This window comes from Alistipes sp. 56_sp_Nov_56_25 (assembly GCF_001915285.1).
GTDB lineage: Bacteria > Bacteroidota > Bacteroidia > Bacteroidales > Rikenellaceae > Alistipes > Alistipes shahii.
On record NZ_MNQF01000004.1, the window covers coordinates 60601 to 83466 of the forward strand.

A 22866-nucleotide genomic window follows, 5' to 3' on the forward strand; every position below is an offset into this window, starting at 1 on the left:
ATGGCCGCATATGACCTCCACATCCATTCCGGATACAGCAGCGACGGGGAGCTTCCCGTCGCCGCAATCGTCGGTCTGTGCGCCGCCCGCGGGCTGGACGCCTTTTCGCTGACCGACCACAACTCGGTGCGGGGCGTCGGCGAGGCCGCCCGGCTGGCCCGGGAGCGGGGCATCGGGTTCGTCCCCGGCATCGAGATCGACTGCAACTACCGGGGGACGGACCTGCATCTGCTGGGCTACGGCATCGACTGGCGTTCGGCGGATTTCGCGCGGTTGGAGGAGGAGGTTGCCGCCAAAGTCATGGCGTCGTTCGGGGCCATGGTCGACAACCTGCTGAAACTGGGCTTCCGGGTCGATGCCGGTGCGGTGCTGGCCGCCGCCGACGGGAAACCGCCGACGGGCGAACTGATCGCCGAGGTGATGCTCTCCGACGCGAACTGCCATACGCCCCCGCTGCGGCCCTATATGGAGGGCGGCGAGCGGAGCGACATGCCTTACATCAACTTCTACCTCGATTATTTCGCACAGGGCCGTCCGGCGTTCGTGCCCGTGGAGTATATGGATTACCGCGATGCGGTGGAGCTGGTCCGCGACAACGGGGGCGTGCCCGTCGTGGCGCATCCGGGGCTGAATTTCCGGGGCCGGGAGGAGACCGCCGGGCGGCTGCTCGACCGCGGGGCCGCGGGACTGGAAGTCTTCAACAACTACCACACCCCCGAACAGGCTGTCTATTTCACCTCGCTGGCCCTCTCCAAAGGCGCTTCCATGACCTGCGGAAGCGATTTCCACGGCAAGACCAAGCCCCGGATCGCCGTCGGGCGATTCCCGTCTGACAGCCGTTTCGACGGCCGCCTGTCAGACTTTGTAAACCACATACATGTGATCGGCCGGCAGGGCGTATAGCCTACGCTCGGCCTCGGTGAAGGTTGCGGCGTAGTCGATGTCCGCGACCTGGAAACCCGCCTGGCGCAGGCGGTCGGCATAGTCGGCGCCGTAGATGCGCCGGTGGTCGTACTGCCCGAAGATGCGCGTGCGCTCGTCGGGATCGGTGATCGAGTCGTCCTCGTAGGTCTGCTCGTAGTCCCTGTCCACCGGGGAGAGGACGATGCCCCAGCCGCCGGGTTTGAGGACCCGGTGCAGTTCGCGCATCGCCCGCCGGTCGTCGGCGACGTGCTCCATGATGTGGTTGCAGATCACCACGTCCACCGAACCGTCGGCCAGCGGGATCTGCTGCACGTCGAAATGCAGGTCGGCCAGCGGGCTTTCGAGATCGGCCGTGACATACTGCCCCGGATGCGACTTGAAGTGGGGCTTGAGGTGACGCATGATACAGACCTCGGGAGCAATGTGCAGCGTGCGCGGAAAGGCCGTCAGGAGATCGGTTTCGCGCGTCAGGTAGAGCCACAGCAGGCGGTGCCGCTCCAGCGACAGACACTTGGGACACAGCGCGTTGGGCCGCGGCTGCACGTAGCCGTAGGGCATGAACTTCCGGTATTTCGCGCCGCACACGGGGCATTCGGCTCCGCGCCCCTTGTAGAAGAGCCCCGCCACGGGTACGGCCCATCCCGCGATGCGTTGCAGCACGGGGCGCGGGATGTGGTTGAGCGAGAATTTGATCAGTTGTTTTATCATTGCGCGACTATCTGTTTTTTGTGCCGACCCTCCGGAGCGTACGCCATCTTCCTCCCCGGGGGAGGGTCGGGGTGGGGTCGGATTTGTCAATGACGCCGCAGGCGGCAACGGCCGCATTCAGGAGCGGCTGGCGGAGGATTTTACGCATGCAGCGGGATTACTCTAAAATCTTGTTCACGTCGGCTTCGGCCTTGCGCAGCCGCGCCTTGCACGAGGCGATCAGCTCCGTGGCGCGCTTCACCTCGGCGGCGAGGCTGTCCACGTCCATCTCTTCGTTGCGCAGGCGTGCGAGAATCTTCTCGATCTCACCCATCGCCTCGGCGTAGGTCACTTCTTTTTTTGCCATATTTTTCCGGAATTTACGGTTGCGTCTATCTTGCCGTCGGAGACCTCGATTTCGACCTGCTCGCCCTCCGCGACGCTTCCGGCCGAGGTCACGGCACGGCCTCCGGCGCGCAGGACGGCGAATCCCAGCCGGAGGATGCGTTCGGGCGAACGTCCGGCGATCAGTTCCGCGGCGTTGCCGAGCCGCACGCCCTGCCGCGCGAGGAAGTCGCGCGCCGCGTCGGGCAGCAGCTCTGTGAAATGTTCCAGACGCAGCGTCTGCCGCGTGAGGAGTTCGCCGCTCAGCCGCCGCACTTCGCCCGAGAGGCGTTCGAGACGCACCTCCGAGGCGTGCATCGCGGCCTTCGTCATGTCGTTCAGTTGCAGGGCGGCGCAGTCGAGCCACCCGTCGGTTTCGGCCATCCGTTCGACCAGCCATCCGGCCACCGCCGTCGGGGTCTTGAGCGCCGTGTGGGCCACCATGTCGGCCACGCTGGTGTCCTTGTCGTGCCCGATGCCCGTCACCACCGGCAGCGGGAACTGCGCCACGTGGGCGCAGAGGCGGTAGGCGTTGAAGCAGTTGAGGTCGCTCCTCGACCCGCCTCCGCGGATCAGCACCACGGCGTCGAATTTTTCCGGCCGGGCCGCGACGTTGCACAGGGCTTCGATGATGGATTCCTCGGCCGCTTCGCCCTGCATGAAGGCGTCGAACAGGGTCAGCTCGAAACGGTAGGGGCTTCGGGCCAGCTCCTTGCAGAAGTCCTGATAGCCGGCGGCGTTGGCGCTCGACACGATGGCCACGCGCTGCACGACGGCCGGCATCGGCGCCTCGCGGTTCATGTCCCAGACGCCCTCCTGCTGCAACTGCGCGATGGTCTGCTGCCGCTGCCGCTCCATGTCGCCCAGCGTGTAGGAGGGGTCGATGTCGGTGATCTGGAGCGAGAAGCCGTAAAGTTCGTGGTAGGTGACCAGCGCCTTGGCCAGTATTTTGATGCCCGCGGCGAGCCGCTGGCCCGTTTCGGCCTCGAAATAGCCCGCGATGCGGGGGTAGTTCGAACGCCACACGACGGCCCGGGCCTGCGCTGTCGGCACGCCGTTGTCGCCGCCCTTCTCCACAAGTTCCAGGTAGCAGTGGCCCGAGTAGTTGACCTTGATTTCCGAAATCTCGGCGCTCACCCAGAGGGGCAGCGCGAACTGCCCTTCGAGCGCCGACTTCACGCGGCGCTGCAACTCGCGCAGGGTAATGTGTTGTGATTCAGTCATCGGCCCAGCAGAATTCCGAGGGTGAACAAGGCTCCGAACAGCAGGATGTTGCGCGCCGTTTCACCCAGACAGACGTTCAGGGCGTCGCCGTGGTCGATGCGCACCATCTTGCGCCATGTGGAGATATGTGCGGCGAGGTAGGGGAGGGGAAGCAGGGCGGCCCACGTGCGGCCTGCGAAGAGCAGCGTGAGACACAGCGCGACGGCCGCGGTTCCCAGGGCGAGATAACCCCAGCGGCCGACGCCTGCGCCGAGGCAGACGACGATCGTGCGTTTGTTGCAGCGGGCGTCCTCCTCGCGGTCGCGGAAGTTGTTGATCATCAGCATCGTGTCGATCACGAGGCCGCAGGCCAGCGCGGCGACGAGAACCTCTGGGGTCCACGCGCCGGTCTGGATGTAATAGGTGAATCCCACGGGGACCAGTCCGAAAAAGAGGATGACCGCGGCGTCGCCCAGTCCGTGGTAGGCCAGCGGGTAAGGGCCTGCGGTGTAGAACCAGGCGAAGACGATGCAGGCGGCGCCTGCGGCAACGAGTTCCCAGCCTCCGTAGCGGAGCGCGCCTGCGTGGAGCGCCCAGACGAGCAGCGCGACGCCCGCGGCGCAGGCCGCGAGTGTGAATCCCGCAATGCCCGCCTTCATGGCCCCGAGGGTGATGTAGCCTTTGGCGAAGGCGCGGTCGGGACCCAGCCGGTCGGGCTGGTCGGCCCCCTTCAGGAAGTCCCAGAGATCGTTCACCAGGTTGGCCGTGCACTGCATCAGCAGGGCGAATGCGAGGCACAGCACGGCCGGAAGCCAATGGAATCCGCGGTCGGTCCAGGCCAGTGCGGAGCCGATCAGGACGAGGATGACGGAGTTGCCGAGGCTGTACGGCCTGACGGCCAGAATCCATGCGGAGAGGGAGTTGGTTTTCACGTTTCGGAGTTTTTCAGGGGCTTTTGCAGATGAGGTTTGCGGGTTTCGGGAGCGGAGTTGTCAGCGGATGACCAGCTCCGCCTGCCGCGGCATACGCCGGCCCTCGGGAAGCTGGATGCTCAATACGCCTTCGCTTTCGACCGGCGCGCCGTTCTTCTGCGCCGGATGCCAGCGCGGAGCTTCCGCCACGGCTTTCAGCACGCGCCGCTTGAGGCGGTTGTCGGTCGATTCGAGCTCCTGCTGGACGACGGTCTCGCCGTCGGGCGTGATCTTGTAGCGCAGCACCACGCGCGCCGTGGGTTCGCTCTCGTCCCAGCGCACCTGCCGGGCGATGTAGCTGCCGAAGGCGGAGTCCGCGGGAAAGGAGGCCGGCCGGTCGTAGCGCAGCGTAATGAGCATCACACCGTGTGCGGCCCGCTGGCCGTAGCGGGCGATGGTCTCCTCGTCGGCGGGGAGCATCTCGACGTTCTCGATGTCCTCGGGCGGAATCGAGCGTATCTCGGACGTCTCCTTGCCGTTGACGATGTACAGGGGCTGCGGCCTGGGCGTCGCGGCACGGACGGCTGCGGCGAGAAACAGGATGTAGAGAAGCAGTGCGTATCTTTTCATACCGTAATCTTTTTTTGCAAAACGGCCGGCAGGGCCGGGATATTGCCTGCGGACTATCCGATCTCCTCCCAGCCCGAAGCCGAAAGGTCCACGCAGCCGTTGGCCCGGAAACGGACGCCTTCGGCTGCGAGCAGCTCCCGCTGTCCGGTCCATCCGGGCGCTGTCCGGCCCTGGCTGTTGACGACCCGGTGGCAGGGCAGACCCTCCGGAGCCATCGCCAGCGCCCGTCCCGCGCGGCGCGCATGGCCGGGCATGCCGATCAGCCGGGCCAGCTGCCCGTAGGTCGCGACCCGTCCTGCGGGAATCTCTGCGACGACGCTCCAGATCTCGGCGTCGAAATCGGCGGGAATCTTCATCGCTTGTTTCGTTTATCTGAAACGGCCGGAGCCGAATCCGGGGCGCAAGTCCGGCCCCCCCCCTCCTGAAAGCCGTTTTTTAGACGGCCCGGGGCAACGGGTTTCGGCAGCGGCTCATCCCGCCCCTGCTGCCCCTGAAAAGGGTTTTTTAAGCGGCTAAAGTTCGCTCTCTTTCAGACGCTCGGCGTTCTCGGCCACGATCAGGTGGTCGATGCAATCCTGGATGTCGCCGTCCATGAAGGCCGCGAGGTTGTAGATCGTATAGTTGATGCGGTGGTCGGTGATGCGCCCCTGCGGGTAGTTGTAGGTGCGGATCTTGGCCGAACGGTCGCCCGTCGAGACCATCGTTTTGCGCTTCGAGGCGATTTCGTCGAGGTATTTCGAGTATTCGAGGTTGAAGACGCGCGTGCGCAGCTCCTCGAAAGCCTTGTCGAAGTTTTTCAGCTGCGATTTCTGGTCCTGGCACTGCACGACGATGCCCGTGGGGATGTGCGTCAGGCGGATGGCCGAATAGGTCGTGTTGACCGACTGGCCGCCGGGACCGCTCGCACAGAAGATGTCCTTGCGGATGTCGTTCATCGAGATTTCGATGTCGAACTCCTCGGCTTCGGGGAGCACGGCCACCGATGCGGCCGAGGTGTGCACGCGGCCCTGCGTCTCGGTCTGGGGCACGCGCTGCACGCGGTGCACGCCCGACTCGTATTTGAGCGTCCCGTAGACGTTCTGTCCCGATACCTTCAGCACCACCTCCTTGAAACCGCCTGCGGCGCCGTCCGACGAGGAGGTGATTTCGTAGCGCCAGCCTTTCGACTCGATGTATTTGGTGTACATGCGCAGCAGGTCGCCGGCGAAGATCGCCGCCTCGTCGCCGCCCGTGCCGCCGCGGATCTCCACGATGGCGTTTTTCGAATCCTGCGGGTCCTTGGGGATCAGCAGCAGCTTGATCTCCTCCTCCATCTGTGCGAGCTGCGGCTCCAGCTCGGCGATCATCTCGCGGGCCATTTCGCGCATCTCCTCGTCCTTGTCCGTGGCCAGCGTGTCCTTGGCTTCGGCGAGGTTGGCGATGGCCGTGCGGTAGCGTTCCGAAGTCTCGATGATCGGCTCCAGCTCCTTGTATTCCTTGGTCAGTTGGATGAACTGCTTGACGTCGGCGATCACTTCGGGGTCGGTGAGTTTCTGCCCCGTCTCCTCGTATTTGAGTTTCAAACCGTCGAGGCGGTTCAGGATGGTGTTGTCTGCCATAAAAATGTGTCGTGTCTTTGTTTTGGGGACAAAGATACGACACATTTAATTAAGAATTGAAAATTAAGAATTAAAAAATTAAGCGAAGGCCGCAGCGGCTCTCTCTCGGGACCGGCGTTCTTTCGCAAGGAAAGATGGGAAATAACCGGCAGACGGCAATGCGCGGGCCGGAGAAACCGACGGAGGGAACCCCTCGTGCGGGATTCCCTCCGGGATGTAGTCGCCGGGCGGCCGTTCCGGTTCGTGCCGGGGTGCGGCTGCCGGGGCGCGGTTCGTGCCCGGCCTGTTTATTCGTTGATCCGGCGGAGCCAGTCCAGCACGGCGTCCTGCCACTGGGCCTTGTAGCGGAACGAGTCGCGGATGCCCCAGCCGTGGCCGCCCGAGGGGTAAATGTGCATCGAGGCTTCGATGCCGTGCGCCTTCAGGGCGTTGTAGTAGAGCGTGCTGTTGACGGGCGGAACGGTCTTGTCGTCGTCCGAGAGCAGCAGGATGGCGGGCGGGGTGTCGGCCGTCACGCGGCTCTCCAGCGAGTAGGCTGCGTCCTGCTCGGGGGTGCGCTGCTCGCTCAGCAGGTTGATGAACGATCCCTGGTGGCGTTTGCCCTGCACGGCCGTGATGACCGGGTAGAAGAGGACCGAGAAGGCCGGTTTGAAACTGCCGATCGTCGAGGCCATCGCCGCGAGGTGTCCGCCGGCCGAAGAGCCGACGATGCCCACTTTGTCCGCCGTGTAGCCCGTGGCGCCCGCTTCGAGTCCTGCCATGATGCGCAGGGCCTGTACGGCGTCCTCCAGCGGCACTTCGGGATGGTGGTTGGGCATCCGGTATTTCAGCACGGCACCCGTGATGCCGTTGGCGGCGAACCATTTCGCCATTTCGTAGCCCTCGTGGTCCATGGCCAGCATGCCGTAGCCGCCGCCCGGGCAGATGACGACGGCCTGGCCGGTGGCCTTGGCCTTGTCGGCCGGGAAGATGTAGAGAGTCGCTTCGGAGGTGTTCCGTACGCGGTTGGGTTCCTTTTCCGTTTCCGGCGTCGTGATGCCGTTGCTGTGGGGCGCGGTCGTGTTGTCCCAGATTTTGAGGGTCGCGGTCTGTCCGTAATCCTGTGCCGATGCTGTTGCGGTCATAAGCAGGAGTGTTGCGATAAGCGGTAGTGTGCGTTTCATAAATCGGTATTTTAGGCGTGACGGGGTGTCAGATCACGATGTTTATGATCTTGCCCGGCACGACGATGATCTTTTTCGGGGTTTTGCCTTCGAGCCATTTCTGCGCCTCGGGGGCCGTGACGACGTCGGCCTGAATCTCGGCGGGCGTCATCGAAGCGGCATACTCCTTCCGGAAGCGGAGCTTGCCGTTGACCGACACGGGGTATTCGAACGAGTTCCGCACGAGGTGCGTCTCGTCGCAGACCGGATAGGAGGCCGTGCAGACCGATTCGGTGTGTCCGAGCGCGGCCCACAGCTCCTCGGCGATGTGCGGAGCGAAGGGGGCGAGCAGCACGGTCAGCGGTTCGAGCACTTCGCGCTTCGAACACTCGCCCAGCTCGTTGAGGCAGATCATAAAGGCCGCCACGGAGGTGTTGAACGAGAAGTTCTCGATGTCCTCCGAGACCTTCTTGATGGTCTTGTGGAGGGTGCGCAACTCCTGCTCGGTCGCCTTTTCGTCCGTGACGCACAGCTGCCCGTCGCGGTCGAAGAACAGGCGCCAGAAGCGGCGCAGGAATTTGTGCACGCCGTCGATGCCGTTCGTGTCCCAGGGTTTCGACTGCTCCAGCGGCCCGAGGAACATCTCGTACATGCGCAGCGTGTCGGCGCCGTAGTTGTCGACGATGTAGTCGGGGTTCACGACGTTGTAGAACGACTTCGACATTTTCTCGATGGCCCAGCCGCAGACGTACTTGCCGTCCTCGAGGATGAATTCGGCGTCCTTGTATTCGGGCATCCATGCGCGGAAGGCGTCGAGGTCGAGGATGTCGTTGCGGACGATGTTCACGTCGACGTAGAGCGCCTGCGTCTCGTACTGGTCCTTGAGGCCCAGCGACACGAACCTGTTGGTTCCCACGATGCGGTAGACGAAGTTCGAGCGCCCCTGGATCATGCCCTGGTTGACGAGCTTGCGGAACGGCTCCTCCTCGCAGACGCAGCCCAGGTCGTAGAGGAACATGTTCCAGAAGCGCGAGTACATCAGGTGACCCGTGGCGTGCTCGATGCCGCCCACGTAGAGGTCGACGTTGCGCCAGTACTCGTCCGCCTCTTTCCCGACGAGCGCCTCGTCGTTGTGCGGGTCCATGTAGCGGAGGTAGTAGGCCGACGATCCGGCGAATCCGGGCATCGTCGACAGTTCGTAGGGGCAGCCCTCGGGCGTCGCCCATCCCTTGACGCGGGCCAGCGGCGGTTCGCCCTCGGCCGTGGGGCCGAAATTCTCGATGGGCGGCAGCTCCAGCGGCAGTTTGTCCTCCGCCAGCGGGTAGGCCGTGTCGTTCTTATAGTAGATCGGGAACGGCTCGCCCCAGTAGCGCTGGCGCGAGAAAATGGCGTCGCGCAGGCGGTAGTTGACGAGCTTTTTGCCCAGTCCGCGCTTCTCGACTTCGGCGAACATCACCTGAATCGCCTCCTTTACATCCATGTCGTTGAGGAAATCCGAGTTGATTACTTTCCCCGTTTTGGCGTCGTACGACTCTTTCTCGATGTCGCCGCCCTCGACCACCGGGACGATCTCCAGTCCGAAGTGGCGGGCGAAGGCCCAGTCGCGCGAGTCGTGCGCCGGAACGGCCATGATGGCGCCCGTTCCGTAGCCCGAGAGCACGTAGTCGGAAATGTAGATCGGAATGGCTTTGTTCGTGAAGGGGTTGATGGCGTAGGAGCCTGTCGCAACGCCGCTTACGCGCTTCGTGTCGGCGATGCGGTCGCGCTCCGAACGCTTTTTGGTCTGGCGGATGTACTCCTCGACGGCGGCCTTGTTCTCGGGCGTCGTCAGTTCGCCGACCCACTCGTGCTCGGGGGCGATGACCATGAACGTCACGCCGAAGATCGTGTCGGGACGGGTGGTGAAGATCTCCAGTTTCCGGTCGCTGTTCTCGATGTCGAAGAAGACCTGGGCGCCCTCCGAGCGGCCGATCCAGTTGCGCTGGATCTCCTTCAGCGAGTCGCTCCATTCGAGTTTGTCCAGTCCGTCGAGCATGCGCTGGGCGTAGGCCGTCACGCGCAGAAGCCATTGTTTCATGCGCTTCTGCTCGACCGGATAGCCGCCGCGGACCGAAAGTCCGTCGTGCACTTCGTCGTTGGCCAGCACGGTCCCCAGCTTCGGACACCAGTTGACCTGGGTGTCGGCGCGGAAGGCGAGGCGGTAGTTCTGAAGGATCTGTTCCTTCTCCCGCTCGCTTTTGGCGTTCCATTCGGCGGCCGTGAAGTGCATCTCGGTCGTGCAGGCGGCGTTCAGCCCCTCGGTGCCGCTCGTTTCGAAGGCGGCGGTCAGTTCCGCGACGGGGCGCGCCTGCTGTTTCGAACGGTCGTACCAATGGGAGAACATCTCGAGGAACGCCCACTGCGTCCACTTGTAGTATCCGGGGTCGCACGTGCGCACCTCGCGGTCCCAGTCGAACGAGAATCCGATCTTGTCCAGCTGTTCGCGGTAGCGGGCGATGTTCTGCTCGGTCGTGACGGCGGGATGCTGCCCCGTCTGGATCGCATACTGCTCGGCGGGAAGGCCGAAGGCGTCGTAACCCATCGGGTGGAGGACGTTGAATCCCTTGAGCCGCTTGTAGCGCGAGTAGATGTCCGAGGCGATGTAGCCCAGCGGATGGCCGACGTGCAGGCCCGCTCCCGAAGGGTAGGGGAACATGTCCAGCACGTAGAATTTGGGCCGCGAGGGGTCCGTCTCCACCTTGTAGGTTTTGTCCGCCCTCCAGCGGCTTTGCCATTTGGCCTCGATCTCCTTGAAATTGTACTCCATATGTCGTGTAATTTTGTTGCGGATTTTCCCGCAAAGATAGAAAAAAAAACGTATCTTTATCCGGGAGTGGCACATGTCGGATTTAAATTGCGAGCTTATGGGTAAATTTAAAGTTTTTTTGCTGGGTGTTCCGCTGGCGCTGGGTGCGCTTGCCGGCTGTTCGGAGGAGGTGGAATACGAGATGCCGATCTATGATTTCGTGAATCCTTCGGTCTGCTTTTTCGTTTCCGACGCCGCGACGGGCGTGAATCTGCTCGATCCCGATGAGCCTGATGCGATTCTCGGCCGGCCCATCGCCGTGACATACGGCGGAAAACGCTACGAAGTGGCGGCGGACGCCGTTGCGGCCCCGGCGACGCGGGCCAATCTGCCGCGGCCGCTGGCGCTGCGGCTCGAAGGGGCGAATGAGTACGACAGGATCAAGGGCTATCACCTCGCTTTCGGAGAATTCGATCCGACGGATGGTCTGAAAGGGCAGTCGTTCGTGGTCGACTGGGGCGACGGGACCTCCACGAAGGTGGAGTTCGACCTCTACGTGGTCTGGAAGAAAAACCGCAAAGAGCGCATTTACGAGGCGGAGGTGCACAGCCCGATCCGTGTCGACGGCGCGGCGCGCGGCGAGGGTTATTACGACGCGTGGATCATTCGGATCACCCGGTGACGGGCGGTCTGCGTGCCGCAGTGCGGCTGCATGGGAAAAAAGGGGGCGCGGCCATTCGGGCGCGCCCCCTTTTTTCGTTTGCGGGATGTGTCAGTCGTAGAGCGGGACGACGTACATCGAGTAGGCTTCGCTGTGACCCGTGCCGTCGGAGAGCGTGTATCGGATTTCGTCGCCGTGCCATACGACGGCGGTCCGCGTCGTGCCGAAAATCGTTCCGGCGGTGAATATGTCGTCGTAGCAGACGGCGACCGAATAGGGCATCGAGCCGCTGCCCGGGCCGTCGGAGAGGTCGAACAGCTCCTGTCCCTCCTTCCAGACGACGCCCTCCTCCTCGAAGCCGTCGGTGTGGTAACCCGCCGTGTAGAGCGTGTGTCCGAACCGGCAGACGGCGGTGGCTTCGGCATAGGAACTGCCATCGGTCAGGGTGTAGAGCAGCTCCTTGTCCTTCCAGACCGCTGCGGCGCCGCCCGAGTGGCCTGCGGCGTAGAGCGTCCTGCCCGAAAGGCAGAGCGCGTTCACTCCGGCGGGGGTCTCCCCGTCGGAGAGCGTGTAGTGCGCCTTGTCGTTTTTCCAGACCACGGCGAGCGGCTTCGTGAGCCCGCTTTGCAGACTGCCTGCGGCGTAGACGTCGCCGCCCGAGACGCAGACCGACCGGGCCTGCGAGACGGCCGGGCTGACCGAATAGGCGTAGAGCGCATCGCCGTCTTTCCAGATTTTCGCCGTCAAGGCTCCGCCGCTCTCCTCGCTCCCGGCCGTGTAGAGGCTGCCGTTTGCGGCGAAGACCGAGTAGGCGTACGAGTCGGCGCCGGGAGCGCCCGGGGTGTATTTCAGCGTGCCGTTTTCCCAGACCTTCGCCACGATCCGGTCGCCCTGCCGTTCGTAGCCGGCGGCATAGACCGTGCCGTCCGAAACGCAGACCGCGTAGGCCCAGGCGTCGTTCGTGCCGTCGGTCAGGGTGTAGAGCAGCTGCCCGTTTTTCCAGACCGTTGCGACGGCCTTCGATGCGGGCGTGGTGTAACCTGCCGTGTAGATGTCGTAGCCGGAGGGTTTCGGCGGTTCGGGGGCGTCGTCGTCCGAACTGCACGCCGCGAAGCCGGCGAATGCGGCGAGAAGCGCCGGTAAAAGCGTGTGTGTGAATCGTTTTCTGATGATTGTCATGGTTTTGCGGTGCAGTTTGTTTTCGGGCCGTTCCTGTCGGGAGGGGCTGTCTGCACGCCGTTTGCGGGGCAAAGTCCGTGCCGGGGATCAAGGCCCGGAACATTCGGTTTATGGCGTTGATAATAAATCCGTTGTCGGTTTATATATAACCGGGATTTATTTTGCAGGAAATTCTATAAGTAAAAAGTATTACAAACGGCGTAAAATCCTGGAAAATGGCGAAAAAAGACGTGCATATATATTGTATTTCCGAAAAAATGCGTACCTTTGCAGTCCATTTTGGACAATGGAGATAGATTTTTTAACAATTAAAGGACAGTTTTAGAAATGCCAACTATTCAACAGTTAGTGAGAAACGGCCGTGTGAAGATGGAGGACAAGTCGAAGTCTCCCGCACTGGCTGCGTGTCCCCAGCGCCGAGGCGTATGTACGCGTGTGTACACGACGACCCCGAAGAAGCCGAACTCGGCAATGCGTAAGGTAGCGCGTGTAAGATTGACCAACGGCAAGGAGGTCAACGCCTACATCCCCGGAGAAGGCCACAACTTGCAGGAGCACTCCATCGTGCTCGTCCGCGGCGGTCGTGTGAAGGACCTCCCCGGTGTACGTTATCACCTGGTGCGCGGTGCGCTCGACTCGGCAGGCGTGGACGGACGTCGTCAGCGTCGTTCGAAGTACGGAGCCAAACGTCCCAAGGCAGGCAAGTAGTCAACAACAAGAGAGTTTTTAACAGATCATTTTTAAATAGCAATGAGAAAAGCTAAGCCAAAAAAGCGAATTCTACTTCCGGATCCGAAGTTCGGAGACGTGGCTGTGACCCGTTTCGTGAACAACCTTATGCTGGATGGTAAGAAGAGTATTGCCTACACGATTTTCTACGACTCGCTCGAAATCGTCGGCAAGAAGATGAAGGATGCTGATAAATCTCCGCTGGAAGTCTGGAAACAGGCTCTGGAGAACATCACACCCCAAGTCGAAGTGAAATCGAAGCGTATCGGAGGTGCGACGTTCCAGGTTCCTATGGAGGTTCGTCCGGAGCGCAAGATTTCTATTCCCGCAAGCGCGCCGGCAAGACGATGGCAGACAAGCTTTCAGCAGAGATACTGGATGCCTACAACCAGCAGGGCGCAGCCTTCAAGCGTAAGGAGGAGATGCACCGCATGGCCGAGGCCAACAAGGCATTCGCACACTTTAGATTCTAATAAGGAGACCGAACAGATGGCAACCAGAGATTTAAAATATACTCGCAATATCGGTATCATGGCTCACATCGATGCCGGTAAAACCACCACGTCGGAGCGAATCCTTTTCTACACGGGCAAAACCCACAAGATCGGTGAAACGCACGAAGGCGCTGCCGTCATGGACTGGATGGTTCAGGAGCAGGAGCGCGGCATCACGATCACCTCGGCTGCAACGACCGCTTTCTGGAACTACATGGGCAACCAGTACCAGATCAACCTGATCGACACCCCGGGACACGTCGACTTCACGGTCGAGGTGGAGCGTTCGCTGCGCGTGCTGGACGGCGCTATCGCCACGTTCTGCGCCGTAGGCGGCGTGGAGCCGCAGTCGGAGACCGTATGGCGTCAGGCCGACAAGTACAACGTGCCCCGTCTGGGTTACGTCAACAAGATGGACCGCACGGGCGCCGACTTCCTGTCGGTGTGCGCACAGATCAAGGAGCACTTCGGAGCTACGGCCCTTCCGGTCGTTCTGCCTATCGGCGCCGAGGACAAGTTCGAAGGTCTGGTAGACCTTATATATAATAACGCTATCTATTATTACGACGACAAGACCGTCCGCGACAACTTCGAGCTGAAGGAGATTCCCGAGTCGATGAAGGCCGAGGCCGCCGAGTGGCGCGGCAAGCTCATCGAGGAGGTGGCTTCCACCGACGATGCGCTGATGGAGAAGTTCTTCGAGGACCCCGATTCGATCACCGCCGACGAGCTGCTCGCAGCGATCCGCAAGGCGACGATCTCGATGCAGATCGTCCCGATGCTCTGCGGTTCGTCGTTCCACAACAAGGGCGTGCAGAAACTGCTCGACTACGTGATGGCTTTCCTGCCCTCGCCGCTCGACCTGCCCCCCGTTACGGGCATGAACCCCAAAACCGAGCAGGAAGAGGTTCGCCACGCTTCGGAGAGCGATCCGTTCTGCGGTCTGGCGTTCAAGATCGCTACCGACCCGTTCGTAGGCCGTCTGGCTTTCGTGCGCGTATACTCGGGTAAGCTCGATGCCGGTTCCTACATCCTGGACACCCGCAGCGGCAAGCGCGAGCGTATCAGCCGCATCTACCAGATGCACGCCAACAAGCAGAACCCGATGGAGACCGTCGGCGCCGGCGACATCTGCGCGGCCGTAGGTTTCAAGGAGATCCGCACGGGCGACACGCTCTGCGCCGAGAACGCACCCATCGTGCTGGAGCAGATGACCTTCCCCGAGCCGGTGATCGGTCTGGCCGTGGAGCCGAAGACCCAGAAGGACCTCGACAAGCTCGGCATCGCCCTGGGCAAGCTGGCTGAAGAGGACCCCACCTTCACGGTGCACACCGACGAGGATTCGGGTCAGACGGTGATCAGCGGCATGGGCGAGCTTCACCTCGACATCATCGTGGACCGTCTGCGCCGCGAGTTCGGTGTGGAGATCAACCAGGGCGCTCCCCAGGTGAACTACAAGGAGTCGCTCACCAAGACGGTTCAGCACCGCGAGGTCTTCAAGAAGCAGACCGGCGGTCGCGGTAAGTTTGCCGACATCATCTTCGAGATCGGTCCCGCCGACGACGGCGCCATGGGCCTTACGTTCGTAGACCAGGTCAAGGGCGGTAACATTCCCAAGGAGTTTATCCCCGCCGTGCAGAAGGGCTTCGCTTCGGCGATGGCGAACGGTGCGCTGGCCGGCTACAAGATGGACTCGATGAAGATCACGTTGCTCGACGGTTCGTTCCACCCCGTGGACTCCGACCAGCTGTCGTTCGAGATCGCAGCCCGCAACGGTTACCGCGCAGCGGCTCCCAAGGCCGGTTCGGTGATTATGGAGCCTATTATGAACGTGGAGGTCGTGACCCCCGAGGAGAACATGGGCGACATCATCGGCGACCTGAACAAGCGTCGCGGACAGGTTACCGGCATGGAGTCGAAAGGCACCGCCCGCGTGGTGAAGGCCAAGGTTCCCCTGTCGGAGATGTTCGGCTATGTGACCGTACTGCGTACGATTTCGTCGGGCCGCGCAACCTCGTCCATGGAGTTCTCGCACTTCGAGGAGGTCCCTGCCAACCTGGCCAAGGAGATCATCGAGAAAGCGAGTGGTAAACGTAAGGATATAGAATAAGCAAACAATATGAACCAGAAGATTAGAATCAAGTTAAAGTCATTCGATCACAATCTCGTGGACAAGTCGGCCGAGAAGATTGTGAAGACCGTGAAGAGCACGGGCGCCGTCGTGAGCGGCCCGGTGCCCCTTCCCACGCACAAGCAGATTTTTACGGTCAACCGCTCGACTTTCGTCAACAAGAAAGCCCGCGAGCAGTTCCAGCTCTGCACCTTCAAGCGTATCCTCGACATCTACTCGTCGACGCCCAAAACGATCGACGCGCTGATGAAACTGGAGCTTCCCTCGGGTGTGGAGGTAGAGATCAAGGTGTGATCGGACAGGACGTCTGCCGGTTTTCCGAGCTGTAACCCGGGTTTCTTCGAAAGAAGGAACCGGGGGCGGGTCGGCTCGGCGAGCGTTGCCCCGGGCAGGGGAACGGAAGCGGGGCAGGACGACGGGAACCGGAGGTGATTGATTATATATAGTGTACCAACCGTGCGGAGCGCACGCCATCTCCCTCCTCGAGGGAGGGCCGGGATGGAGCCGGATTTGTCAATGGCGCCGCAGGCGGCAATGGCGGCTGAAAGCGACCGGTACATCGAAATATATGATAACCAGACGGCAAGACAAAAAACGTTACATCACTTTATTACTATTTATAACAAACAATTGACAACAAATGTCAGGACTTATTGGAAAGAAAATCGGAATGACTTCCGTTTACAGTGCCGAGGGTAAGAACATACCATGCACTGTCATTGAGGCTGGACCGTGCGTTGTTACGCAAATCAAGACCGTCGAGAAGGATACCTACGAGGCGGTTCAGATTGCCTATGACGAGACGAGTGAAAAGCACGCCACCAGCAGTTTGTTAGGTCACTTCAAGAAAGCCGGCACGACTCCGAAACGCAAACTTGCGGAATTCAAGGACATGCCTGAAGTGAATCTCGGCGACACGCTGACCGTAGAACTCTTCTCGGAAGAGGACTGGGTGGACGTGACCGGGATCTCGAAAGGAAAAGGCTTCCAGGGCGTAGTGAAGCGTCACGGCTTCGGCGGCGTCGGCGGCCAGACCCACGGCCAGCACAACCGTGCGCGCAAGCCGGGTTCGCTGGGCGCGTCGTCCTATCCCTCGCGCGTCTTCAAGGGCAAACGTCTGCCCGGCCAGATGGGCGGCGAGCAGGTCAAGGTTTTGAACCTGCGTGTATTGAAAGTAATCCCCGAGAGCAACCTCATCCTCGTGAAAGGTTCGATTCCGGGAGCAAAAGGTGCTTATTTAACGATTGAAAAATAGTATGGAATTAGCTGTATTAAACACACAAGGAAAAGAGACGGGTCGTAAGGTAGTCCTTTCGGACGCCGTCTTCGGCGTGGAGGCTAATGACCACGCTATTTACCTCGACGTGAAGCAGTATCTCGCTGACCAGCGTCAGGGTACGCACAAGTCGAAGCAGCGCAACGAAGTTGCCGGCTCGACGCGCAAACTCAAGCGTCAGAAAGGCACCGGCGGCGCCCGTGCGGGCAGCATCAAGTCGCCCCTGTTCCCGGGAGGCGGCCGCATCTTCGGTCCCCAGCCCCGCGATTACAGCTTCAAGCTCAACAAGAAGCTCAAGCAGCTGGCCCGCCGCAGCGCGCTGACCTACAAGGCTCAGGCCGGCGCCATCAGCATCGTCGAGACGATGTCGCTGGAGGCTCCCAAGACCAAGTCGGTCGTGGCTCTGGCCGAGGCGCTCAAGGTCGACGACAAGAAGGTGCTGCTGGTTCTCCCCGAATCGAACGTCAACCTGCAGCTGTCGTGCCGCAACCTTCCCTATGTGAAGCCCGTGCTGGCTCAGAACGTCTGCACCTACGACGTGATGAACGCATCGGCCATCGTGATGGTGGAAGGTGCCGAGAATGTATTGAATACGATGTTAGCTTAAAAACGCAAGTTACAATGGACATTATTATTAAGCCGGTTTTGACCGAGAAAATGACGATTCAGGGCGAAAAGTTGAATCGCTACGGTTTTATCGTTGACGTGAGGGCTAACAAGCTGCAGATTCGCAATGCCGTAGAGCAGATGTACACTACATGGGCAAACTCAAGAGCCGCTACACCAAGGCGGGCCTCTTGGAGGGTCGCGCCAATAACTTCAAGAAGGCGATCGTCACCTTGAAGGATGGAGACAAGATCGATTTTTACAGTAATATCTAACGAAGATGGCAGTAAGAAAATTTAAACCTGTAACCGCAGGTACGAGACATAAGATTATCGGCACGTTCGACGAGATCACGACGTCGAAACCGGAGAAATCGCTGCTCAGCCCCAAGAAGAGCTCGGGTGGACGTAACAACGACGGCAAGATGACGGTCCGCTACATCGGCGGCGGTCACAAGCAGATGTATCGTAACGTCGACTTCAAACGCTCGAAGGACGGCATCGCCGCAACTGTAAAAACGATCGAGTACGACCCCAATCGTACCGCGCGCATCGCACTCCTGGTATACGCCGACGGTGAGAAGAGCTACATCATCGCACCCAACGGACTCCAGGTGGGCCAGACCGTCATGAGCGGCGCAGGCGTCGCTCCCGAGGTCGGAAACACGCTCTTCCTGAGCGAGATTCCCCTGGGTACGGTCGTCCACAACATTGAACTCTACCCCGGTCAGGGGGCCGCTATGGCCCGTTCGGCCGGTTCCTACGCCCAGCTGCTGGCTCGTGAAGGCAAATTCGCCGTCATCAAGCTGCCTTCGGGCGAGACTCGTATGGTACTCGTAACTTGCCGCGCTACGGTGGGTGTCGTGTCGAACGTCGACCACAGCCTCGAAAGCTCGGGCAAGGCAGGACGCGAGCGTTGGCTCGGCCGCCGTCCGCGCAACCGCGGTGTCGTCATGAACCCGGTGGATCACCCGATGGGTGGTGGCGAAGGCCGTGCGTCGGGTGGTCACCCGCGTTCGCGCAAGGGTCTGCTTGCCAAGGGTTATAAGACTCGTAACCCGAAGAAGACGACCTCGAAGTTTATTATTTCCAAGAAGAAAAAATAATTAAATAAGAGTACATAATGAGCCGTTCATTAAAAAAAGGACCGTTTATCGACCCGGTAATCAAGACATGGTCGCGAGCAAGTATGATCTCGCCTGACTTCGTAGGTCAGACGGTAGCTGTCCACAACGGAAACAAATTCATTCCGGTGTATGTAACAGAGAACATGGTAGGACACAAACTCGGCGAGTTTGCTCCCACCCGCAACTTCCGCGGTCACGCAGGTAACAAGAAAAAATAGGTAGAAAATGGGTGCAAGAAAAGCAAATAAAGCCGCACAGTTAAAGGCTGAAAAGAAGCAGAAGGCTATCGCCATTATGCGTGATTGCCCGACCTCTCCCCGCAAGATGCGCCTGGTGGCCGACATCATCCGCGGCGTGGAGATCAACAAGGCTCTGGGCATCCTTCGTTACTCGAAGAAGGAGGCGTCGATCCGTATGGAGAAGCTCCTCAAGTCGGCGATCGCCAACTGGGAGGCCAAGAACGAGTCGGAGCGTCTGGAGGATGTGAAACTCTGCGTGAAAGAGGTATTCGTCGACGGCGGTCGCATGCTGAAGCGTATTCAGGCTGCGCCCCAGGGTCGCGCACACCGGATCCGCAAGCGTTCGAACCACGTAACGATCGTAGTTGACAAAATGGTAACCGTAGAAAACAAGTAATCAGATGGGACAGAAAGTTAATCCGATAGCAAATCGTCTTGGTATCATCCGGGGTTGGGATTCCAACTGGTTCGGAGGCAAGGATTTCTCCGACAAACTCGTCGAGGACGCCAAGATCCGCAAGTATCTGAATGTCCGTCTGGCGAAGGCGTCGATCTCGAAGATCATCATCGAGCGCACGCTCAAACTGGTGACGGTTACGATTTCGACCGCCCGTCCGGGCATCATCATCGGCAAGGGCGGCCAGGAGGTCGACAAGCTGAAGGAGGAGCTGAAGAAGCTCACCGGCAAGGAGATCCAGATCAACATCTTCGAGGTGAAACGCCCCGAGGTGGACGCTGTCATCGTCGGCCAGAACATCGCCCGCCAGCTGGAGGGCCGCGTATCGTTCCGCCGCGCCGTGAAGACGGCCGTGGCTTCGACCATGCGCATGGGCGCCGAGGGTATCAAGATCCAGGTTGCCGGCCGTGTCGGCGGCGCCGAGATGGCCCGTACGGAGACGATCAAGGAGGGACGCATTCCGCTGCACACGTTCCGCGCAGACATCGACTACTGCCTCACGGAGGCCCTCACGAAAGTGGGTATCCTGGGCGTGAAGGTGTGGATCTGCCAGGGCATCGTATACGGCCAGCGCGACCTGTTCGAAATCGCAGGCGCTTCGGCGCAGGCACCTTCGGGCGACCGCGGTGAGCGCGGCGACCGTCGTGGCGGACGCGGTGACCGCGGAGACCGTCGCGGTGGAGACCGTCGCGGCGGACGCCGGGGCGGAGACCGTCGCAATAACAATCAGTAAGTAGGACCTTTTTAAAGCAGAACTAACATGTTACAGCCGAAAAAGACCAAATTTAGAAGAATGCAGAAAGGCCGTATGAAGGGTATCGCTCAAAGAGGTAACCAGCTTGCATACGGATCGTTCGCAATCAAGGCACTTGAATCGACCTGGATCACGGGTCGTCAGATAGAGGCGGCACGTCAGGCCATTACGCGTTACATGAAGCGTGAGGGACAGCTGTGGATCCGCATCTTCCCCGATAAACCCATCACGAAGAAGCCCGCCGAGGTACGTATGGGTAAGGGTAAAGGTAATCCCGAAGGCTTCGTGGCGCCTGTTACGCCCGGACGCATTCTCTTCGAGGCAGAGGGTGTGCCCCTGGCGGTTGCGCAGGAAGCGCTGCGTCTGGGCGCCCAGAAACTGCCCATCACCACCAAGTTTATCGTAAGACGTGACTACGTCGAAACCACAATTTAAGGGACACAGAACATGAAAAGTGCAGAAATCAAGGATATTTCGACAAAGGACCTGCAGGAGCGCATCGAGACCGAAAAGGCCCAGCTCGCGAAGCTGAAGGTGCAGCACGCGGTGTCCCCCGTCGAGAACCCGTCGATCATTAAGAAGAACCGCAGAGATATAGCTCGCATGCTGACCGTTCTGCGTCAAAAAAACGCTAAATAACGAGAACAACTATGGAAAGAAATCTTAGAAAAGAGCGTATCGGTGTGGTTGTCAGCAACAAGATGGAGAAAACCATTGTGGTTGCAGTAGCACGTAAGGTGAAGCATCCTATCTACGGTAAGTTCGTGAACAAGACGACCAAGTTCGTGGCCGAGTCGCTCGACGAGACCTGCAAGGAGGGCGATACCGTACGCATCATGGAAACCCGCCCGCTGAGCAAAACGAAGCGTTGGAGATTAGTACAAATCATTGAAAGAGCTAAGTAGTTATGATACAACAGGAAAGTAGACTCATTGTAGCTGATAACAGCGGTGCGAAGGAGGTCCTCTGCATCCGGGTGCTCGGCGGCACGAAGCGTCGCTACGCATCCATCGGCGATAAGATCGTCGTGGCTGTCAAGAGCGCGACTCCCTCGGGCGATGTCAAGAAGGGCGCCGTGTCGAAAGCCGTAGTCGTGAGAACCACGAAGGAAATCAGACGTGCCAACGGTTCGTACATTCGTTTCGACGACAACGCCGTGGTGCTGCTTAACAACCAGGGTGAAATGCGCGGTACTCGTATATTCGGCCCCGTAGCTCGCGAGCTGCGCGACCAGTATATGAAGATTATCTCCCTCGCACCCGAAGTATTGTAATCATAAAAACTATTTCGGATATGTCAAAATTACATATTAAGAAAGGGGATCAGGTTCAGGTTATCGCCGGTGACAGCAAAGGCCAGACGGGCAAAGTCCTGAAGGTCGAGGTTTCGAAGCAGCGCGCCATCGTCGAAGGTGTGAACCTCTGCAAGAAGGCCACGAAGCCCAATGCGCAGAACCCCCAGGGAGGCATCGTCGAGAAAGAGGCTCCGATTCACATTTCGAACCTCATGCTCATCGACCCCAAGTCGGGCAAACCCACCAAGGTCGGCCGCAAGACGGATGCAAAAGGTAAATTAGTTCGTTTCGCTAAAAAGTCAGGGGAGGAGATCAAATAATGGCATACGTACCTACACTCAAGACAAAATATAAGGAGCAGATCAAATCTGTCCTTATGAAGGAGTTCGGTTACACGAGCATTATGCAGTGCCCGAAGCTCACGAAGATCGTAATCAACCAGGGTATGGGCCAGGCTGTCGCCGATAAGAAACTCATCGACGTGGCCGAAGCCGAACTGACGCAGATCACCGGTCAGAAGGCCGTTCAGACCCGCTCGCGCAAGGACATTTCGAACTTCAAGCTGCGTAAGGGCATGCCGATCGGCGTGCGCGTGACGCTGCGCGACACGAAGATGTACGAGTTTCTGGAGCGTCTGATCGCTGTCGCTCTTCCCCGAATCCGGGATTTCAAGGGTATCAACGAGAAGTTCGACGGCCAGGGCAACTACACCCTGGGCATCACCGAGCAGATCATCTTCCCGGAGATCGACATCGACAAGATCACCAAGATCTTCGGCATGGAGATCACGTTCGTAACGACGGCCAAAACCGACGAGGAGGCTTACGCCCTGCTCCGCGAGTTCGGTCTTCCTTTCAAAAACGCTAAAAAGAATCAATAAGCTATGGCAAAAGAATCGATGAAGGCCCGCGAGGTGAAGCGTGCGAAACTCGCAAACCGCTATGCTCACAAGCGCGAGGAGATCGCTGCCAAGGTGAAGAGCGGTGAGATGGATCACGAAGAGGCATGGCAGGCGCTTGCGAAGCTGCCCCGCAACTCGAATCCCATCCGCCAGCACAATCGCTGCAAGATCACGGGTCGTCCCAAGGGCTACATTCGCCTGTTCGGCATCAGCCGTATCCAGTTCCGCGAAATGGCCTCGAAGGGGCTGATCCCGGGCGTTACGAAAGCCAGCTGGTAGCAGCCGCAGGTGCGGGGAGGGCGAGCGTGCGACCGCCTGAAACCCGCAGATCCTGCGATTCTGAATAAAAGTTCCGTTTTCCGGAAGGTGAGGAGCCTGTGGAGAGCGAGTCTCTCGGAAGGAAACGGGGCCGATAGGGGTGTTCAGCCCGTGTAGATACGTCACAGTGTCGGGGAAAGTGCCGCCGCAAGCGGTAACTTCCCGATATGTGGGGCGTAACGAGGGGTTGGGCGCTTGGTTACAAATTTCTCGGACCAGGGGCCGGAAGGTTGATGCCGTGGCTGCGTGAGCGGAGGGCGGATGCCGGAAGGTTTAGCCGAAGGGACAATGCGGAAGTTGCGCAATGCGGCGGAAGCGGGGACTTTCAGGCTGCCGGAACGGAGGGACGAAACGGGGCTGCGTAGGGCGGTCCGTGTGGCGTTCCGAAGGGCGGGAATCGGGACCAGGGTGCGGCGAATGCCGTGCCGGAGGAACCG

29 protein-coding genes and 2 pseudogenes are annotated in these 22866 nt (G+C 60.1%); 21 read left to right on the forward strand and 10 right to left on the reverse strand.

The window, feature by feature from the left end:
- Window positions 1-903 carry a PHP domain-containing protein gene (locus BHV64_RS03080; RefSeq protein WP_015547038.1) on the forward strand — a complete coding sequence of 301 codons (903 nt, stop codon included), beginning with the start codon at window positions 1-3 and terminating at the stop codon, window positions 901-903.
- Here BHV64_RS03080 and BHV64_RS03085 read toward each other — a convergent pair.
- The 9 genes from BHV64_RS03085 to leuS all read right to left on the reverse strand — a co-directional run bounded on the left by BHV64_RS03085 (window position 856) and on the right by leuS (window position 10285).
- Window positions 856-1629, reverse strand: a complete 774-nt coding sequence (locus BHV64_RS03085) for a class I SAM-dependent methyltransferase (protein WP_118406813.1) — start codon at window positions 1627-1629, stop codon at window positions 856-858. The genes BHV64_RS03080 and BHV64_RS03085 overlap by 48 nt on opposite strands.
- A 160-nt stretch (window positions 1630-1789) precedes the next feature.
- Window positions 1790-1978, reverse strand: coding sequence for an exodeoxyribonuclease VII small subunit (gene xseB, locus BHV64_RS03090; protein WP_015547040.1), 189 nt, complete (start codon window positions 1976-1978; stop codon window positions 1790-1792).
- The gene (gene xseA / locus BHV64_RS03095) at window positions 1960-3219 is read right to left on the reverse strand and encodes an exodeoxyribonuclease VII large subunit (protein WP_138265801.1); all 1260 of its coding nucleotides are present in this window, start codon (window positions 3217-3219) and stop codon (window positions 1960-1962) included. Before xseA ends, xseB begins: the two co-directional genes overlap by 19 nt.
- A complete protein-coding gene (menA, locus tag BHV64_RS03100) occupies window positions 3216-4130 on the reverse strand; it encodes a 1,4-dihydroxy-2-naphthoate octaprenyltransferase (protein ID WP_022062685.1) in 915 nt (304 codons plus the stop codon). Before menA ends, xseA begins: the two co-directional genes overlap by 4 nt.
- A gap of 60 nt (window positions 4131-4190) precedes the next feature.
- Window positions 4191-4739: an energy transducer TonB gene (locus BHV64_RS03105; RefSeq protein ID WP_015547041.1), complete on the reverse strand. Its 549-nt coding sequence runs from the start codon at window positions 4737-4739 to the stop codon at window positions 4191-4193.
- Window positions 4740-4792: 53 nt separating this feature from the next.
- Complete coding sequence (locus tag BHV64_RS03110; protein WP_015547042.1) at window positions 4793-5095, reverse strand: MGMT family protein; 303 nt, start codon at window positions 5093-5095, stop codon at window positions 4793-4795.
- A 156-nt stretch (window positions 5096-5251) separates the two neighbouring features.
- Window positions 5252-6337 carry a peptide chain release factor 1 gene (gene prfA, locus BHV64_RS03115; protein WP_015547043.1) on the reverse strand — a complete coding sequence of 362 codons (1086 nt, stop codon included), beginning with the start codon at window positions 6335-6337 and terminating at the stop codon, window positions 5252-5254.
- A 287-nt stretch (window positions 6338-6624) separates the two neighbouring features.
- Window positions 6625-7500 (reverse strand): alpha/beta hydrolase, encoded by an 876-nt coding sequence (locus tag BHV64_RS03120; RefSeq protein WP_229094827.1) that lies wholly within the window; start codon window positions 7498-7500, stop codon window positions 6625-6627.
- 28 nt (window positions 7501-7528) lie between these two features.
- Window positions 7529-10285 carry a leucine--tRNA ligase gene (leuS, locus tag BHV64_RS03125; protein WP_217727568.1) on the reverse strand — a complete coding sequence of 919 codons (2757 nt, stop codon included), beginning with the start codon at window positions 10283-10285 and terminating at the stop codon, window positions 7529-7531.
- A gap of 97 nt (window positions 10286-10382) precedes the next feature.
- Here leuS and BHV64_RS03130 point away from each other — a divergent pair, with 97 nt between their 5' ends.
- A complete protein-coding gene (locus tag BHV64_RS03130; protein ID WP_168949754.1) occupies window positions 10383-10946 on the forward strand; it encodes a hypothetical protein in 564 nt (187 codons plus the stop codon).
- A 90-nt stretch (window positions 10947-11036) separates the two neighbouring features.
- On the opposite strand, the gene BHV64_RS03135 is transcribed toward BHV64_RS03130, so the two are convergent.
- Window positions 11037-12104: a hypothetical protein gene (locus tag BHV64_RS03135; RefSeq protein ID WP_217727567.1), complete on the reverse strand. Its 1068-nt coding sequence runs from the start codon at window positions 12102-12104 to the stop codon at window positions 11037-11039.
- Here BHV64_RS03135 and BHV64_RS03140 point away from each other — a divergent pair.
- From BHV64_RS03140 to rpsN, 19 genes and pseudogenes are all read left to right on the forward strand, one after another.
- Window positions 12094-12429 carry a hypothetical protein gene (locus BHV64_RS03140; protein WP_217727566.1) on the forward strand — a complete coding sequence of 112 codons (336 nt, stop codon included), beginning with the start codon at window positions 12094-12096 and terminating at the stop codon, window positions 12427-12429. The genes BHV64_RS03135 and BHV64_RS03140 overlap by 11 nt on opposite strands.
- Window positions 12430-12431: 2 nt before the next feature.
- Window positions 12432-12812 (forward strand): 30S ribosomal protein S12, encoded by a 381-nt coding sequence (rpsL, locus tag BHV64_RS03145; RefSeq protein WP_022061192.1) that lies wholly within the window; start codon window positions 12432-12434, stop codon window positions 12810-12812.
- Window positions 12813-12854: 42 nt separating this feature from the next.
- Window positions 12855-13306, forward strand: a pseudogene (gene rpsG / locus BHV64_RS03150) (30S ribosomal protein S7).
- A gap of 16 nt (window positions 13307-13322) precedes the next feature.
- On the forward strand, window positions 13323-15437 hold the full coding sequence (gene fusA / locus BHV64_RS03155) for an elongation factor G (RefSeq protein WP_044054305.1): 2115 nt from the start codon (window positions 13323-13325) through the stop codon (window positions 15435-15437).
- A gap of 9 nt (window positions 15438-15446) precedes the next feature.
- On the forward strand, window positions 15447-15752 hold the full coding sequence (gene rpsJ, locus BHV64_RS03160; protein WP_004329464.1) for a 30S ribosomal protein S10: 306 nt from the start codon (window positions 15447-15449) through the stop codon (window positions 15750-15752).
- 346 nt (window positions 15753-16098) lie between these two features.
- On the forward strand, window positions 16099-16713 hold the full coding sequence (rplC, locus tag BHV64_RS03165; protein ID WP_044054309.1) for a 50S ribosomal protein L3: 615 nt from the start codon (window positions 16099-16101) through the stop codon (window positions 16711-16713).
- A 1-nt stretch (window position 16714) separates the two neighbouring features.
- Window positions 16715-17341 carry a 50S ribosomal protein L4 gene (gene rplD, locus BHV64_RS03170; RefSeq protein WP_044054311.1) on the forward strand — a complete coding sequence of 209 codons (627 nt, stop codon included), beginning with the start codon at window positions 16715-16717 and terminating at the stop codon, window positions 17339-17341.
- 14 nt (window positions 17342-17355) lie between these two features.
- A pseudogene (gene rplW / locus BHV64_RS03175) lies at window positions 17356-17615 on the forward strand (50S ribosomal protein L23).
- Between the two features lie 5 nt (window positions 17616-17620).
- Window positions 17621-18445 carry a 50S ribosomal protein L2 gene (rplB, locus tag BHV64_RS03180; RefSeq protein ID WP_015547049.1) on the forward strand — a complete coding sequence of 275 codons (825 nt, stop codon included), beginning with the start codon at window positions 17621-17623 and terminating at the stop codon, window positions 18443-18445.
- Between the two features lie 17 nt (window positions 18446-18462).
- Window positions 18463-18684, forward strand: coding sequence for a 30S ribosomal protein S19 (rpsS, locus tag BHV64_RS03185; protein WP_288115553.1), 222 nt, complete (start codon window positions 18463-18465; stop codon window positions 18682-18684).
- Between the two features lie 7 nt (window positions 18685-18691).
- Window positions 18692-19102, forward strand: coding sequence for a 50S ribosomal protein L22 (gene rplV, locus BHV64_RS03190; RefSeq protein WP_044054314.1), 411 nt, complete (start codon window positions 18692-18694; stop codon window positions 19100-19102).
- A gap of 4 nt (window positions 19103-19106) precedes the next feature.
- The gene (gene rpsC / locus BHV64_RS03195; protein WP_015547052.1) at window positions 19107-19895 is read left to right on the forward strand and encodes a 30S ribosomal protein S3; all 789 of its coding nucleotides are present in this window, start codon (window positions 19107-19109) and stop codon (window positions 19893-19895) included.
- A gap of 27 nt (window positions 19896-19922) precedes the next feature.
- Window positions 19923-20351, forward strand: coding sequence for a 50S ribosomal protein L16 (gene rplP / locus BHV64_RS03200; RefSeq protein WP_015547053.1), 429 nt, complete (start codon window positions 19923-19925; stop codon window positions 20349-20351).
- A 12-nt stretch (window positions 20352-20363) separates the two neighbouring features.
- On the forward strand, window positions 20364-20555 hold the full coding sequence (gene rpmC, locus BHV64_RS03205; RefSeq protein WP_015547054.1) for a 50S ribosomal protein L29: 192 nt from the start codon (window positions 20364-20366) through the stop codon (window positions 20553-20555).
- Window positions 20556-20566: 11 nt separating this feature from the next.
- On the forward strand, window positions 20567-20821 hold the full coding sequence (rpsQ, locus tag BHV64_RS03210; protein ID WP_009597655.1) for a 30S ribosomal protein S17: 255 nt from the start codon (window positions 20567-20569) through the stop codon (window positions 20819-20821).
- A gap of 2 nt (window positions 20822-20823) precedes the next feature.
- Window positions 20824-21189 carry a 50S ribosomal protein L14 gene (gene rplN / locus BHV64_RS03215; RefSeq protein WP_010262407.1) on the forward strand — a complete coding sequence of 122 codons (366 nt, stop codon included), beginning with the start codon at window positions 20824-20826 and terminating at the stop codon, window positions 21187-21189.
- Between the two features lie 20 nt (window positions 21190-21209).
- Window positions 21210-21530 carry a 50S ribosomal protein L24 gene (gene rplX, locus BHV64_RS03220; RefSeq protein ID WP_022061020.1) on the forward strand — a complete coding sequence of 107 codons (321 nt, stop codon included), beginning with the start codon at window positions 21210-21212 and terminating at the stop codon, window positions 21528-21530.
- Window positions 21530-22090, forward strand: coding sequence for a 50S ribosomal protein L5 (gene rplE, locus BHV64_RS03225; protein ID WP_044054316.1), 561 nt, complete (start codon window positions 21530-21532; stop codon window positions 22088-22090). Before rplX ends, rplE begins: the two co-directional genes overlap by 1 nt.
- Before the next feature lie 3 nt (window positions 22091-22093).
- Entirely contained in the window at window positions 22094-22390 is a 297-nt protein-coding gene (rpsN, locus tag BHV64_RS03230; RefSeq protein ID WP_044054318.1) for a 30S ribosomal protein S14, read from the forward strand.
- Window positions 22391-22866: the final 476 nt, after the last annotated feature.

Excerpts from the sequence above, each read along its gene's own strand:
- BHV64_RS03120 (WP_229094827.1), bottom strand. The coding sequence starts at position 7,500 with ATGAAACGCACACTACCGCTTATCGCAACACTCCTGCTTATGACCGCA.
- rplC (WP_044054309.1), top strand. The coding sequence starts at position 16,099 with ATGTCAGGACTTATTGGAAAGAAAATCGGAATGACTTCCGTTTACAGT.
- rpsN (WP_044054318.1), top strand. The coding sequence starts at position 22,094 with ATGGCAAAAGAATCGATGAAGGCCCGCGAGGTGAAGCGTGCGAAACTC.
- rpsJ (WP_004329464.1), top strand. The coding sequence starts at position 15,447 with ATGAACCAGAAGATTAGAATCAAGTTAAAGTCATTCGATCACAATCTC.
- BHV64_RS03135 (WP_217727567.1), bottom strand. The coding sequence starts at position 12,104 with ATGACAATCATCAGAAAACGATTCACACACACGCTTTTACCGGCGCTT.
- BHV64_RS03130 (WP_168949754.1), top strand. The coding sequence starts at position 10,383 with ATGGGTAAATTTAAAGTTTTTTTGCTGGGTGTTCCGCTGGCGCTGGGT.
- rplX (WP_022061020.1), top strand. The coding sequence starts at position 21,210 with ATGTCAAAATTACATATTAAGAAAGGGGATCAGGTTCAGGTTATCGCC.
- leuS (WP_217727568.1), bottom strand. The coding sequence starts at position 10,285 with ATGGAGTACAATTTCAAGGAGATCGAGGCCAAATGGCAAAGCCGCTGG.
- rplD (WP_044054311.1), top strand. The coding sequence starts at position 16,715 with ATGGAATTAGCTGTATTAAACACACAAGGAAAAGAGACGGGTCGTAAG.
- prfA (WP_015547043.1), bottom strand. The coding sequence starts at position 6,337 with ATGGCAGACAACACCATCCTGAACCGCCTCGACGGTTTGAAACTCAAA.
- BHV64_RS03105 (WP_015547041.1), bottom strand. The coding sequence starts at position 4,739 with ATGAAAAGATACGCACTGCTTCTCTACATCCTGTTTCTCGCCGCAGCC.
- BHV64_RS03110 (WP_015547042.1), bottom strand. The coding sequence starts at position 5,095 with ATGAAGATTCCCGCCGATTTCGACGCCGAGATCTGGAGCGTCGTCGCA.
- rpsC (WP_015547052.1), top strand. The coding sequence starts at position 19,107 with ATGGGACAGAAAGTTAATCCGATAGCAAATCGTCTTGGTATCATCCGG.
- rpsL (WP_022061192.1), top strand. The coding sequence starts at position 12,432 with ATGCCAACTATTCAACAGTTAGTGAGAAACGGCCGTGTGAAGATGGAG.
- rplV (WP_044054314.1), top strand. The coding sequence starts at position 18,692 with ATGGGTGCAAGAAAAGCAAATAAAGCCGCACAGTTAAAGGCTGAAAAG.
- BHV64_RS03080 (WP_015547038.1), top strand. The coding sequence starts at position 1 with ATGGCCGCATATGACCTCCACATCCATTCCGGATACAGCAGCGACGGG.
- rpsQ (WP_009597655.1), top strand. The coding sequence starts at position 20,567 with ATGGAAAGAAATCTTAGAAAAGAGCGTATCGGTGTGGTTGTCAGCAAC.
- rplN (WP_010262407.1), top strand. The coding sequence starts at position 20,824 with ATGATACAACAGGAAAGTAGACTCATTGTAGCTGATAACAGCGGTGCG.
- fusA (WP_044054305.1), top strand. The coding sequence starts at position 13,323 with ATGGCAACCAGAGATTTAAAATATACTCGCAATATCGGTATCATGGCT.
- rplP (WP_015547053.1), top strand. The coding sequence starts at position 19,923 with ATGTTACAGCCGAAAAAGACCAAATTTAGAAGAATGCAGAAAGGCCGT.
- xseB (WP_015547040.1), bottom strand. The coding sequence starts at position 1,978 with ATGGCAAAAAAAGAAGTGACCTACGCCGAGGCGATGGGTGAGATCGAG.
- rplE (WP_044054316.1), top strand. The coding sequence starts at position 21,530 with ATGGCATACGTACCTACACTCAAGACAAAATATAAGGAGCAGATCAAA.
- BHV64_RS03140 (WP_217727566.1), top strand. The coding sequence starts at position 12,094 with ATGATTGTCATGGTTTTGCGGTGCAGTTTGTTTTCGGGCCGTTCCTGT.
- rpmC (WP_015547054.1), top strand. The coding sequence starts at position 20,364 with ATGAAAAGTGCAGAAATCAAGGATATTTCGACAAAGGACCTGCAGGAG.
- rplB (WP_015547049.1), top strand. The coding sequence starts at position 17,621 with ATGGCAGTAAGAAAATTTAAACCTGTAACCGCAGGTACGAGACATAAG.
- rpsS (WP_288115553.1), top strand. The coding sequence starts at position 18,463 with ATGAGCCGTTCATTAAAAAAAGGACCGTTTATCGACCCGGTAATCAAG.
- xseA (WP_138265801.1), bottom strand. The coding sequence starts at position 3,219 with ATGACTGAATCACAACACATTACCCTGCGCGAGTTGCAGCGCCGCGTG.